This window comes from Enterobacter sp. N18-03635, assembly GCF_004006055.1.
In the GTDB taxonomy this organism is placed as follows: domain Bacteria; phylum Pseudomonadota; class Gammaproteobacteria; order Enterobacterales; family Enterobacteriaceae; genus Enterobacter; species Enterobacter vonholyi.
The window spans coordinates 2,049,535-2,063,250 of record NZ_CP034769.1 but is presented as its reverse complement, the minus strand read 5'-3'; the positions used below and the strand labels follow the sequence as shown (position 1 = coordinate 2,063,250).

General features: G+C 54.6%; 10 protein-coding genes. 4 read left to right on the top strand and 6 right to left on the bottom strand.

What is annotated here, in order from left to right:
* The first annotated feature begins 181 nt into the window (after positions 1–181).
* The gene (feaR, locus tag ELK40_RS10605; protein WP_127732775.1) at positions 182–1,090 is read left to right on the top strand and encodes a transcriptional regulator FeaR; all 909 of its coding nucleotides are present in this window, start codon (positions 182–184) and stop codon (positions 1,088–1,090) included.
* Here feaR and ELK40_RS10600 read toward each other — a convergent pair whose 3' ends face one another.
* The 3 genes from ELK40_RS10600 to ELK40_RS10590 are packed head-to-tail and all read right to left on the bottom strand — an operon-like array spanning position 1,091 to position 4,243.
* Positions 1,091–1,408, bottom strand: a complete 318-nt coding sequence (locus tag ELK40_RS10600; RefSeq protein WP_127730663.1) for a YdbL family protein — start codon at positions 1,406–1,408, stop codon at positions 1,091–1,093.
* A 7-nt stretch (positions 1,409–1,415) separates the two neighbouring features.
* Entirely contained in the window at positions 1,416–1,607 is a 192-nt protein-coding gene (locus ELK40_RS10595; protein WP_014169918.1) for a YnbE family lipoprotein, read from the bottom strand.
* The gene (locus ELK40_RS10590; protein ID WP_127730661.1) at positions 1,604–4,243 is read right to left on the bottom strand and encodes a YdbH family protein; all 2,640 of its coding nucleotides are present in this window, start codon (positions 4,241–4,243) and stop codon (positions 1,604–1,606) included. Before ELK40_RS10590 ends, ELK40_RS10595 begins: the two co-directional genes overlap by 4 nt.
* A 210-nt stretch (positions 4,244–4,453) precedes the next feature.
* On the opposite strand from ELK40_RS10590, the gene ELK40_RS10585 reads away from it, so the two are divergent.
* The gene (locus ELK40_RS10585) at positions 4,454–5,443 is read left to right on the top strand and encodes a 2-hydroxyacid dehydrogenase (RefSeq protein ID WP_127730659.1); all 990 of its coding nucleotides are present in this window, start codon (positions 4,454–4,456) and stop codon (positions 5,441–5,443) included.
* A gap of 19 nt (positions 5,444–5,462) precedes the next feature.
* Here ELK40_RS10585 and ELK40_RS10580 read toward each other — a convergent pair whose 3' ends face one another.
* On the bottom strand, positions 5,463–6,671 hold the full coding sequence (locus tag ELK40_RS10580) for an MFS transporter (protein WP_127730657.1): 1,209 nt from the start codon (positions 6,669–6,671) through the stop codon (positions 5,463–5,465).
* Between the two features lie 455 nt (positions 6,672–7,126).
* Between ELK40_RS10580 and ELK40_RS10575 the strand changes: the two genes are divergently transcribed.
* Entirely contained in the window at positions 7,127–7,798 is a 672-nt protein-coding gene (locus ELK40_RS10575) for an MgtC family protein (RefSeq protein WP_127730655.1), read from the top strand.
* Between the two features lie 60 nt (positions 7,799–7,858).
* Here the strand turns inward: ELK40_RS10575 and ELK40_RS10570 are convergent, their stop codons facing one another.
* Positions 7,859–10,441 carry an EAL domain-containing protein gene (locus tag ELK40_RS10570; RefSeq protein ID WP_127730653.1) on the bottom strand — a complete coding sequence of 861 codons (2,583 nt, stop codon included), beginning with the start codon at positions 10,439–10,441 and terminating at the stop codon, positions 7,859–7,861.
* Between the two features lie 316 nt (positions 10,442–10,757).
* A complete protein-coding gene (gene dcp / locus ELK40_RS10565) occupies positions 10,758–12,791 on the bottom strand; it encodes a peptidyl-dipeptidase Dcp (protein WP_127730651.1) in 2,034 nt (677 codons plus the stop codon).
* Positions 12,792–12,933: 142 nt separating this feature from the next.
* On the opposite strand from dcp, the gene ydfG reads away from it, so the two are divergent.
* Positions 12,934–13,680, top strand: coding sequence for a bifunctional NADP-dependent 3-hydroxy acid dehydrogenase/3-hydroxypropionate dehydrogenase YdfG (gene ydfG / locus ELK40_RS10560; protein ID WP_023292548.1), 747 nt, complete (start codon positions 12,934–12,936; stop codon positions 13,678–13,680).
* Positions 13,681–13,716 lie beyond the last annotated feature (36 nt).

Genomic DNA, 13,716 nt, shown 5'->3' with positions numbered 1-13,716 from the left:
CTCGCTTTTGTCTCTGTGACATTCGCTTTGCCACCTGTGACAAGCTCCGCAAATCGCGATAATTGCCGCTTATATCGCTGTAACCGGTGAGTGTTCTTTCCTATAGTCAGCCTCATAGCTCTGACAAAATGCAACACAAATGCAACAATGCGAAAACGTTGACGGTGCAGTGAGAGAAACGATGGCGTGTGCAAGCGAGCAGGAACAGTATCAGCATTGGCTGGCGCAAATTAACCAGGTTTGCGGGCGTTTTAACGCGCAGCCCACCGGGGGTAAATTCTACGGCGAGCTGGAGACCAGCTATGCGCGCAGTCTGAAGCTCAGTACCGTGACCGCGGGTGGCGTTAACCTGTTCCGCTCCCGTCAGGAGATCAAACAGAGTAACGATGCCTGGTTCTATACCGTGTTCCAGCTCGAAGGGAGTGCAGAAATTGAGCAGGATGACCGTCACGCGCTGCTCAGAACCGGCGATATCACGCTGATTGACGCGTCGCGTCCCTGTTCAATCAACTGGCAGGAAAAATCCCGCCAGATTTCGCTCCTGGTTCCGCGTCAGATTATTGAGCAGCAGTGTCGTTTCCAGGAGATAAGCTGCGCGACCGCCCTTTCCCGCACCTTACCCACGGTGCAGCTGAGCCATCGCCTGTTGATGGAGAGTATGAGCAATGCCGACCTGAGCGATCGTGAAAGTGAAGCCGCGCTCGAAGCAATGATCTGCCTGCTGCGCCCCGCTTTCCAGCAGCGTGAAATCATTCAGCCGCGCAAGGAGCGCCAGTTCCAGCATGTGGTGGCGCTGATTGACGACCATATTCAGTCTGAATCGCTGCGTCCTGAATGGATTGCCGCCGAGAGCGGTATGTCCGTGCGCAGCCTCTACCGCATGTTTGCCGAAAAGGGGCTGGTGGTCGCGCAGTACATTAAAAACCGTCGTCTGGATCTCTGCGCGCAGGTGCTGCGCTCGGCCGGGGATGATGAAAAGCTGGCGGGCATTGGCTACAGCTGGGGGTTTACCGACCATAGCCATTTTTCAACGGCGTTTAAGCAGCGTTTTGGCATTTCGCCGGGTGAATACCGCAGGCGCTACCGCTAGCTACTTTCTCAGCCATTTCCCGTTAATGCCCTTCACGTACTCGCCCGGCTGCGCGCGGGCAACCAGTTTTTGCCCTGCCATTTTGGCCACTTCATCGACCGGCAAATTATTGCTGTCAGCCAGCTTCTGGTAGCTTTCCGTGCGCGCCGCGTTGATGCGATTGACCAGCGCCAGCGTTTCAGCGTCCTGCTGAATCGGGGCAAGATAACCGCTGAGGGTTTCCCCCACGCGCCCCTGCGCCCGGGCATCGTTCAGGGTGAGCGCAGCCGCCTGCACGTTCATCCCCAGCGCCAGTAAAATCAGTGCTACTCGTTTCATGGCGTCCTCAGAACAGATCGCTGCGCGATTTAAGCAGGGTTTCGACGTCTTTATCGACCTTAATGTGGATCTCATGTTCGATTTTGACATTCATATTGATGGTAATCGGCTCCTTTGGCGCAGCGACTTCAATACGCGGCGTACAGCCGGTCAGTAGCGCGGCAACGGCAACGGTGAGCACACCAGCCATCTTTTTCATTGTTGTTCCTCACTTTCCTTGCCGGTCAAACTGCGGGGAGCAGGTATCGCCGCATGTTGCTCAAACCAGGTTTGCAGGTTGTCCCCAAAGCGCAGGCTACGCCAGAGGGTAAAGACATTCTCGTCATGGGTATAGTTCAGGTTGACGGAGCTGCTTTTGCCATCCACCCGGCTGGTCCCCTTGATGGTCGCCTGCATGGTCAACTCACCCAGATTATCTAAATTGATTCTCGTCCACGAACGCGAAATTTCCATATAGCGGAGCCAGTTAATCGCGGCACCCGCGACCATATTATCTTTAACGATGGCGTCGGCCGTATCTTTGTCGATGCGAAGCGTCATTGGGCCCGGGTTGGTCAGCCAGCCATCTTTAATGATCCATTTTTCATTGTCCAGCCAGAACGGCAGCGCCCCGCTGACTGGCCCCGACATGGCAAACTGTTTCGGATTAACGGCGCTAATCAGCTCGCTCGAAGAGATATTGTCCACCCGCAGCAGGGCCGGATCGTGCTGCGGCATCCGCAGCTGCTGCATGGTGATCTTCCCGCCGAGGGTTTCTACCTTCACGTTGGTGAGCAGCAGCGGATTGTCCTCCGTCCAGGGGTAGTCCCCCTGTAGATCGGCAGTAATGTTGCGCGCGGTCACCAGGTTTACCACTTCACCGATGCGCAGCGTCACCGGACCGCGCGTGCCCAGAGACCAGGTTCCGTCGCTGAAGCGAAACGGCAGCAAAAAATCGACGCCGTTAATCTGGTTATCCGGCATCCAGGCGCTGCCGGATTTCAGCACGCCGTGCCCGCCCGCTTCAAAACCCTGATCGGCCGCCGCCGAGAAGGCGACCTGCGCATACAGTTCCCCGTCGCGCAGCGTCATTTTCCAGTCAGGCGGGATCAGCGGCTGGAATACGGTGAGAGACTGTTTCGGCCACCAGGCCTGCCCGCGCAGGCGTACGCCATCCCAGCGCCCGTTTACCTGTACCGGACCGATTTTGTCCGCGTGGAGGTCACCCTTAAACTGAAAAATAGTCGGGTCGCTGCCGTCGACGCTAAAGGTCAGGACCGATGGCGGCAACACGCTGCCGCCGGAGAAACGGGTTTGCCCGGCGTTAAGCGACAGCGCGCCGCTGAAGGTCGGTTTTTCGGGGTCACGTAACCAGCGCACCGGTTGATCCAGCACCAGGCGAGGCTTGCTGACCTCCATCGTGCCGTACTGGAGCTTGTCAAAACCGGTGGAGAGCGCCGTCAGCTCAATAAGATTGTCGCGCCACTCGCCTTTCCCGGCGACATCCCAGCGGGCATGCATCGGCGTAAAACCGCCTTTCCCCCAGTAGCGCCACTGCCACAGGCCGTTATCGGGTAAGAAGTCGCTGGCCTGACCGTCCAGGTGGAGTTCAAAATCGCCCATCTCGTTTTCATGGGCGCGCAGAATAGCCTGCAGACGGCCGTCCACGCCCTTCTGGGTGAGCTTCACGCCCGCCAGCGGCCAGCGGATTTCATCGATATCAAGTGAGTCAATGATGCGCCCGCGCGAGCGGAGCAGCGCGCCCGGCTCAAAGGCCAGCTGCGGTTCATACAGGCTGCCGGTCAGCGTTGCGGGCAATTTAGCGTAAAGAATGAGATCGTTTTGCTTTGCCTCGCCGCTCAGGTGCAGAGGCATGTCGCTGTTTTCCATGCTGAGCCTGCCGGGCCCAATATTCAGTACCGCGTTGCCTTTACCCGCATCGCCTTGCGTCAACACATTCAGTCGTCCGGTCAGGGTGGCTTTCTCCAGCCCCTGCTGCCAGTTGTCGGCGCGAAGGGACACCCGCCCGCTCAGCGGCATACCCGAGAGATCCCAGTTCCAGCGCCCGTCGCTGATGTTCAGCTGTTCCGCCGTGATCTGCCACGGCAGGTCGAGCAGCGGATCGGGATTGTCCCGCGCCATCACCACCAGCTGTCCCTGATTGTCTTCCCAGTCCAGATCGGCATCGACCAGAGACGTCAACTGTGGCACGTTAAAGGTCGCGACCGCGTGGCCTTTCACCGGTACGCCATCCGGTACCAGCGGCAGGGTAAATTCGCCCACCAGCTTAATCGGCTGCGGCTGGTCCGGGAGCTGTACATCGAACTGGCTGACCGAGAGCGTCTGACCGCGAAGCGTGCCTTTAATGCTGACCTGCTCGCCTTTATAGGCGATCTCCTGACTGGACGGGGTCAGCGACGCACGCAGCTCGCCCTGCCACTGCTGCCAGGGAGAGAGCGTCAGACGGTGAATCGTGAGCCAGGTATTGGGTAATACTGCCTGCCATTGCGCGAGCGTTTTCGGGGCGACCGTTGAAGGCGCTGACTGAGGAATTTTGCTCAGACAGACGGAATTTAAATCCAGCGCGCCGATATCTAGCTTCCAGCGGCTCGGATGTGACAGCGTCACGTTATCGATGCGGGCAATTTCGCAGTCTTCAACCAGATAGCGAAGATTGGGGATCACCAGCGCGTGGCGGGTTAGTTTCGGGCTCTCTTCGAACGCGATGCGCGTCCCCACGGGCAGCCAGATCCCGGCGAGCGTCGGGACCCACTGGGCGAGCGTCATCAGCAGCGTCAGCGGCAACAGTATGAACAGCAGTAAAAGCGCAAGAGCGGCTTTGTATTTACCCTTCATGGGCAGTTAATATCCTGATTTAGCGAAAGAATTAAGCCGGCAGTGCCGATCATTGTCGCATGTTTAGCCAGTCAGTTGAAGGGAATGCCATTTTTAAGGATAGATGCTCTAGAATAATTGATAGAACTTATTGAATTAAATAATATTTAAGAAATTGTAAGATAATTTTAATCATGCTAACGTGAATGCAAAATCACTGGAGAAAGTCTTATGAAACTCGCGGTATATAGCACAAAGCAGTACGACAAAAAGTATCTGCAACATGTTAACGAGGCTTACGGGTTTGAGCTTGAATTTTTCGACTTTCTGCTGTCCGAAAAAACCGCCAAAACGGCGCACGGCTGTGAAGGCGTCTGCATTTTCGTAAACGATGACGGCAGTCGCCCGGTGCTGGAAGAGTTGAAAAGACAAGGGGTGAAGTACATCGCCCTGCGCTGTGCGGGCTTTAACAACGTGGATCTCGATGCGGCGAAAGAGCTGGGTCTGAAGGTGGTGCGCGTTCCGGCGTACTCCCCGGAAGCGGTGGCTGAACATGCGATTGGCATGATGATGTCGCTTAACCGTCGTATTCACCGCGCTTATCAGCGTACCCGTGACGCCAACTTCTCGCTGGAAGGACTGACCGGCTTTACCATGTACGGCAAAACCGCCGGCGTGATCGGCACCGGTAAAATTGGCGTGGCTGCCCTGCGCATTCTGAAAGGCTTTGGCATGCGTCTGCTGGCGTTCGATCCGTACCCGAGCGCCGCAGCGCTGGATCTGGGCGTGGAATATGTCGACCTGCCGACGCTGTTCTCCCAGTCTGACGTGATCTCCCTGCACTGCCCGCTGACGCCGGAGAACTACCACCTTCTTAACCAGGCAGCATTTGACCAGATGAAGGATGGCGTGATGATCATCAACACCAGCCGCGGCGGGCTGGTTGATTCTCAGGCCGCTATCGAAGCGCTGAAGACCCAGAAAATTGGCGCGCTGGGGATGGACGTGTATGAGAACGAACGCGATCTGTTCTTTGAAGATAAGTCGAATGATGTGATCCAGGACGACGTATTCCGTCGCCTCTCTGCCTGCCATAACGTGCTGTTTACCGGCCACCAGGCGTTTCTGACTGCCGAAGCGCTGATCAGCATTTCAGAAACCACGCTGGGGAACCTGCAGCAGCTGGAAAAAGGCGAAGCGTGCCCTAACGAACTGGCATAAGCGTGACGCCGGGTGGCGGCTATGGCCCACCCGGCGTACTGTCCGTTTCCCAGCTCCGGTGCGCAACGCGCCACCAGAGCAGGACGGCCACCAGCGCAAGCGCGCTCAGGACACTGAATGCCGTGGCAAATGAGTAATGACCTGCAATCGTGCCGGTTAACGCCGGGCTCATGGATGCCCCAATCCCCTGCATCAGCATCACCACACTCTGCCCGGCATTGACGTGCCCGCTCCCGCGCAACAGCACCACGATAAACGATGGTACCGCGACGCCCAGGATCCCTGCGGCCAGCCCGTCAAGAATTTGTACCGGGATCATCATGAGCGGCGCGTCAGTAGACGCCGCCAGCGCGGCGCGCACCGGCATCACCAGCAGCGCCAGCATAATCAAGCGCCAGTAGCCGTAGCGGTCTATTCGGTGGGCGACCCAGATGGCGACGGGGATCATCACGGCCTGAGAGATGATAACGGTGCCCGCCGCGTACAAACCGGGGTTGATCGATGCGGGTGCCGCGGCCACCCTCATGCTCAGCATCGGCAGCAGCGCGGCGTTCGCCAGATGAAACAGCAGCAGCGTCAGGCCTGTCACAAACAACGCCCGGTTTTTCATCAGCACTGCAAAACCGGGGACCGGCAGGCTCGCTGAAGAAGAGAGCCCCCTCGCCGCGTCGTTATCGATATCCCGGTTGCGAATGGCAAGCAGCGCGCAGAGCGTTAACAGCGTGGTACAGGTCATCAGCAGGAAAATCCCGCCGACGCCCCAGTACCAGGCAATGCCGCCTGCAATCAGTGCGGTAACAAAGTTGCCGCCGTGATTGAACGCTTCGTTTCTACCCATCTGCGCGCTGAACCCGCTCTGGCCGGTCAGACCCAGCGTAATCCCGGCGATCAGCGGGCCGACAAACGCCGCACAGATACCGGTGACGATTTGCGACACGGCGACAACGCCGCTCTGCTGGCTAAACCAGAGCAGGAGCGTGCTAAGGGTGATGAGCAGGCACACCAGCGCCAGCACGGTCCGCTTGCTGCGTGAGGTGTCGGTGATGAATCCCGCCGGCAGCGTGGCCAGTAATCCCGCCAGCCCACCGGCCGTCATCAGGATGCCGATATCATCAGGGGTCCAGTGGCGTTCGGTCAGGAAAATACCGAGAAAAGGCCCCAGGCCATCGCGGACATCCGCGATGAAAAAACTTGTCAGGCACAATGCCCGCAGCGAACGAAGAGACATACTTCCTGCCTTTGTCTGTTATCGCCTGAAAAAAAGGAAATGTAGTATACCGGGTATTTTTGAAAATCAGATGACGTCTTAAAAATATGCCTTTCGAACTTAAACAATTCATAACGGAGGCTGTTTTTTCGCTTTACTCATTATTTCGCCTGACTATACTGGCAATAAATTTTCACAGGAGACCTTCGTTGGAAAGTCATTTTATCGTCGATACGAAGGTAAGCTAGCGCAATTTTCTCGCTGCTTACCTGAAAGGGTGGGCAGCAATCCTCTTTAAGCGATTGTATCCCGAAATAGTAAAACCACTCAATTTGTGGGGCATCGCATGTTCATGTTTACACATTCACTCTTTCCGCCACCGTCGTCCTGACACGTTTAGCATTTAAACGGCGTTATGATGTGCTTAGCAAAGCACTGACGCTTATTATTTATTAACGTTTACAGGCGACAGGCTGATGTTCCCTTATATCTCTCATCTGCTCGCAGCGATGCTGCTGGGCGCAATTATTGGCGCGGAAAGACAGTGGCGCCAGCGTATGGCGGGACTTCGTACCAATGCACTGGTTGCCACGGGCGCGGCAGTGTTCATCTTAAGCTCGGTATCCACCTCTCCTGATAGCCCGGGGCGTATCGCAGCGCAGATCGTCTCCGGTATCGGCTTTCTTGGCGCAGGCGTCATTATGCGTGAAGGAATGAATATTCGTGGTCTGAACACCGCCGCCACGCTGTGGTGCTCGGCCGGAATTGGCGTGCTATGTGGTTTAGGCCAGTTCTGGAATGCCGCCATGGCCAGCTTAATTATTCTCTGCGCCAACATATTGCTTCGCGAAGCCGCGCAGCGGATTAATCAGCTGCCCGTGCTCCATGAAGGCGAAAAAAGCTATGTTCTGAAAATCACCTGTGCTGACGAGCATGAAGATGCGGTGCGGCAGAGCATCGTTAATATGGCGAAAGAGTTGACGTTAAGTCTGAAAGCGATTTATTCCGCCACGGCGCAGGCTGAGGGAAAAACCGAAATTCGGGCTGAGGTGATGACCCGTGAGGAATACCGAAAATTACTCGAACTGATTATGGGCAATATGGGCGGGAATAAAATTATCGCGTCCGTTAGCTGTCACGCAATGTAAATACTCAACCGGGCGAGAAGCCCGGTTTTTCAGTTACGCTTCCCTGAATGAAAGCACGCTTTAGAGATTTACTCTGCTTGCGTTTAAATTTAAGTCCGTAATGGCGACCGGTTTTCCAAGCAAGTAGCCCTGAACCTCATCACATTTATTTTCTTTAAGAAAAGCGAGCTGTTCGACGGTCTCCACCCCTTCTGCGGTTACCGCCATGGAATAGGCTTTCCCCAGGTCGATAATTTTCTCCACGACTGACTGGTTCTGCGGCGAGTCACCCAGGGTAAAAATAAAGCTCTTGTCGAGCTTAAGCCCATCAAACTGAAACTTCCGCAGATAGCTCAGAGAGGCGTAGCCGGTTCCGAAATCGTCAATCAGAATGCGGACGCCCATTTTTTTGAGAGACTTCATGGTCTGCAGCGTTTTTTCAGGATCGGAAAGCGTTACGTTTTCCGTCACTTCTATTTCCAGCCGGTTGGATTCAAGCCCTGTTTCGTGAAGTAACTCTTTTATCCTTTCAGCAAGATCGCTTGCCTGGAATTCGATAGCAGAAATATTTACGGATACCGATAATCCCGGCAATTTATCTTTCGTTTCCGCACACGCTTTGCGTATGACCCAGTTGCTCAGGCTAATAATAAGCCCGGTTTCTTCTGCCAGCGGAATAAACTGGTCGGGCATTATGGTCCCCCGAGTCGGGTGCTGCCAGCGTACCAGCGCTTCGACGGCCTCTATTTTAGAATACCGGAGGTTATAACGGGGTTGGTAAACCAGGTAGAGTTGTTCTTCGCGAATCGCGGTCTTCAGCTCTAATTCCAGTTTCCTGCGTTCGGTCAGCTTTTCCGACATATCCGGGCGATAATAGACCCATCGGTTTCTGCCGGATTGCTTTGCCTGATACAGCGCAATATCTGCATAGCGTAGAAGATCGTTTGCGCTGCTGCTATCCCGGGGAGCCTGTGCGATGCCCATGCTTACGCCTATCGCTACCTCATTTCCTTCAATGGAAAAAGGTCGGTTCAGTTCTTGCACGATGCGGCGACACACCTCTTCAATCTGGTCTTGCTGGCTGGTGTTGCCGAGGAGAATCATAAATTCATCCCCTCCCTGCCGTGCGACAAAATCACCTCGTCGAACGCAATATTTAAGACGTGAAGCGACCTCACCGAGCAGAGCATCCCCAGTAGAGTGCCCAAAAATATCATTGACGGGTTTAAACTTGTCTAAATCGAGACAAATCATGGCAAAGGGATAATGGTTAAGGTCTTCTTTAGCCAGCTGACCTGCCAGAAATTCCTTAATATGATAACGGTTCGGCAGACCGGTTAATTCATCATGACGTGACAGGAACTCCACACGTTTTGTTGCTTCAACTTCCTGAGAGACATCGGTTGCCGCGCCTCGCAAAACCACCGTTCCATCAGGCTGAGCAGAAAATTTTGCCAGGAGCGTGCAATATGACGTGGTTTGTTGCGCGTGAGTATAAGGACAGTTTTTAAATTCAAAGCGCTCAGTTAAGTCCCGCTGACTGGCACAGGCATGTGATAACCCGCTTGTCGACGGAAAGAGTTCATCCAGGCTGCGGCCTATCCATTTGCTATTTTCATATCCCGTTATTGTAGTAAAACGACCTGACAGCCATGTTATTTTTAACGATAAATCTGTTTCCCAGAACCAGTCGCTGGTTGTTTCACTGACGTCCCGGAATCGTTTTTCACTCGTAATTAGATTTAATCGCGCCTGCTCAAGGAGAAAGCTATTTTCGTCAAGCATTCTCGCCTTGTGCATAATATGACGCATTAATATTAGCGTCATTGATACCGTCAGAACGACTGAAAGAATGAGTAATGGCAAAAAATAAATTATCAACGCCTGGCCGGGATTTTCACCGTCCCAGATAATTTGCACATCACCATTCTGGGTACTTAAGGTAAATTCCGTCTGATTATTTATTTGAGAAGTCACTGTAGCCGGTGAGGTACGAACATTCAGAATGCCGGCATCCTGCCCAATCGTGAGGAGTTTTTTAGCCGTTAACTTATCTATAAACACCATTGTCGAAGGTTTCCCCGGTAAGGGTTGCACGCTCGTATCATCGCCGGTCGTTATCCATTCGGCAGAAACAATGGCCGGGACCGAATTGATAAGCGTTAGTACAGAAACCGGCAATCCATTTTTTATGCTTATCTCATGCAGTAAACGGTCTTTGGTTGATTTGTCTAACCAGCGCTCCAGATCCTGAAGCTTCAGTTTCCCGTCAACCACGCTGTATCGCGTGCTCCCTTCCGGAGAGAGAACAAACACCCCTTCGTAGCCAAAGTTGTCATACAGGGACTTACCCAGATTCTGCTTATCCCATGCCCAGTGAACGTCTGTGGTCAGATGAAGATGTTTGTAGGCATCTCCCCACTCGGCATTGTCTTTCAAATGACTTCGCATGTTTTCCTGGCGGGTATCCAGGGCCTTCCTTAGCAAAAATTCATCGTGCTTGTCGCTGATTTCATTAACATTATCTTTTATTATGAGCAGGGAAATTATTGCTGCAATAAAAATACTTATCAACAACGTTACTATATAGCTAAAAGTTTTATTTATCAGGCCTTTAGAAGGCTCGGTATCCGTGAAGCCCGGATTGTTCAGAGGTAGGGTCATCTTTCGCCTTCTTGACTGCTACTGCGTCGATTCTTATGCCATTTTCATATATCGGCACAAAATAATAAAAATTTATAGCTAAAAATTCGCAGTTAAAAGATTTTTTATTTTTACAATCCAGATCAAAGTATTAATTATTCACTCACTTACAGACTAGACTTGGAAAATTATATATACCGGTAGAAGCGAGTTTTAATCTCACATTTTTTATTTATAAAGAATGCCTGTTAAAACTTTTTTGCTAAAGCATTTACCAGCAAGATGAAATTAAAAAACCGGGCGTAAAGCCCGGCTCTTTTTTCTGACGAAACTGTCGCTATTCGCTCAACCCGCGATTCTCCAGCATCGGTTCAATCTTCGGATCGCGCCCGCGCCAGCTGCGATAAAGTTCAGCCAGATCCGTGCTGTTACCACGAGACAAAATCGCCTCACGGAATTTTTGCCCGTTTTCACGAGTTAAGCCGCCCTGCTCGACAAACCATTGATAGCCATCATCCGCCAGCATCTGCGTCCACAGGTAGGCGTAATACCCCGCCGCGTACCCGCCGCCGAAAATATGGGCAAAATAGCTGCTGCGGTAGCGCGGCGGTACGGCGGGCAGATCCAGCCCTTCTTTTTTCAACGCTGCCGCTTCAAAGCCTTCAACGTCCGAAACGGCCTCGCCGATGCCGTGCCAGTTCATGTCCAGCAGCGCGGCAGCCAGCAGCTCCGTCATGTCATACCCCTTGTTGAAATGGGTCGCGTTGAGCATGCTTTCCCGCAGAGCGTCCGGCATCGGCTCACCGGTTTCGTAATGGCGCGCATAATGGGTAAACACCTGCGGATGGCTGGCCCAGTGCTCGTTGATTTGCGACGGGAACTCAACAAAATCACGCGGCGTATTGGTGCCGGAAAGCGTGGCGAAACGCTGGCTGGCAAAAAGACCGTGCAGCGTATGGCCAAACTCGTGGAACAGGGTGATCACGTCATCCCACGAGAGAAGCGCGATCCCGCCATTCGTCGGTTTTTGGTAGTTACAAACGTTGTAGATAACCGGACGAGAAGCAAACTCGAAGGATTGTTCGACGAAATTCCCCATCCATGCCCCGCCCTGCTTGGAATCACGGGCGAAGAAGTCGCCGTAAAACAGCGCCATGCCCTCACCGGTGTGGTCGAAAATTTCCCATACGCGGACGTCCGGATGATACACCGGGATATCAAAGCGCTCGACGAAGCGAATGCCAAACAGCTGGCTGGCTGCCCAGAATACGCCATCCTGCAGCACGGTATTGAGCGCAAAGTAGGGCCTGATCTGCGACTCATCAAGGGCATATTTTGCCTGGCGCACGCGTTCGGCATAAAACGCCCAGTCCCAGGCCTGGACGGTGAAACCGCCCTGTTCCTCGTCAATAACTTTCTGAATATCAGCCTGCTCGCGTTCCGCGCGGGCGCGGGCGGCAGGCACAATGCCGCGCATAAATTCCAGCGCGGCGGCCGGGGATTTCGCCATCTGATCGGCGATACTCCAGCTGGCGTAATCCTCAAAGCCCAGCAGGCGGGCCTGCCGGGCGCGCAGGGCCGTCAGACGAAGGATCAGCTCGCGAGTGTCGTTTTCATCCCCTTTCTGGGTGCGCGTCCAGCCTGCGTTGAAGAGGTTTTCGCGCGTCTGACGATTGCGCAGCGCGGAAAGCGCGGGCTGCTGGGTGGTGTTCAAAAGCGGGATCAGCCAGCGATCGTTTAGCCCTCGCTCCGCGGCAGCCTGCGCCGCATCAGCAATCTCACCGGCGCTGAGCCCGTCAAGCTGGTGCGCGTAATCCACCACCAGCCCACCCGTTTTATCGGCAGCCAGCAGACGCTGGTTAAACTGGCTGGTCAGGGAGGCCGCCTCGGTATTCAACGCCTTTAGCTCGGCCTTTTCTGTCTCATTCAGACGCGCGCCGGCCAGAATAAACCGCTGATACGTCTCTTCGACCAGACGACGGGATTCGGCGTCCAGCGCGGCACGGTCCTGCCAGACGCTTTCCACGCGGGCGAACAGCACGTCATTCAGCCAGATATCGTTTGCCAGCGCGGCAAGCTCGGTGGAGAACTGTTCTTCCAGCTCCTGTAAATACGGATTGGTGTGCGCGGAAGTCATGGCGAAGAACACGCTGCTGACGCGCGCGAGCAAAGCGCCGCTTTTCTCCAGCGCCAGCACGGTGTTCGTGAAGTCAGGCGCAGCGGCCTGAGAGACAATAGCGTTAATGTCCGCCCGCTTCTGGCGAAGGGCTTCATCGAAGGCCGGACGATAGTGGCTGTCGTCGATCTTATCAAAATGGGGTGCCTGGTAAGGCAGCAGGCTGATTTCAAAAAAAGGATTCGTGGCCGTCATCTTTCGCTCCTGAGTACGGGTATCCTCCCAGAGTAGGCCAGGCCGCCATCCCCTGCAACGCCGTCATACAAATGTTGCCTTAACGCACCCTCTGCGGCCGTGCTATGTTAGTACAACACAAAAAGCGTTGAGGAACAGTGAGATGATTATTTTAGTTACCGGGGCAACGGCAGGTTTTGGTGAAAGCATCACGCGTCGCTTCGTCGCCAACGGGCACAAGGTTATTGCGACCGGCCGTCGTCAGGAACGTCTGCAGGAGCTGAAGGACGAATTAGGCGACAGCATCCTGACCGCGCAGCTGGACGTGCGTAACCGCGCGGCGATTGAAGAGATGATTGCTAACCTGCCCGCCGAGTGGCGCGCCATCGACGTGCTGGTCAACAATGCCGGTCTGGCGCTGGGCATGGAGCCCGCCCATAAAGCCAGCGTGGAAGACTGGGAAAACATGATCGACACCAACAATAAAGGGCTGGTCTATATGACCCGCGCGGTGCTGCCGGGCATGGTTGAACGTAATCGCGGCCACATTATCAATATCGGCTCCACCGCCGGAAGCTGGCCTTATGCGGGCGGCAACGTCTACGGCGCGACGAAAGCGTTTGTGCGCCAGTTCAGCCTTAACCTGCGGACCGATCTGCACGGCACCGCCATTCGCGTCACCGACATCGAGCCGGGCCTCGTGGGCGGCACCGAGTTTTCCAACGTGCGCTTCAAGGGCGATGACGCGAAAGCAGACAAAACCTACGAAAACGCTAACGCCCTGACGCCGGAAGATGTCACCGAAACGGTCTGGTGGGTGGCGACGCTGCCAAAACACGTCAACATCAATACAGTAGAAATGATGCCGGTCAGCCAAAGTTTTGCCGGACTGAGCGTCCATCGCGGCTAAATCAGCCCTTCCCGGCCTGCGGGCCGGGTCTGTTTC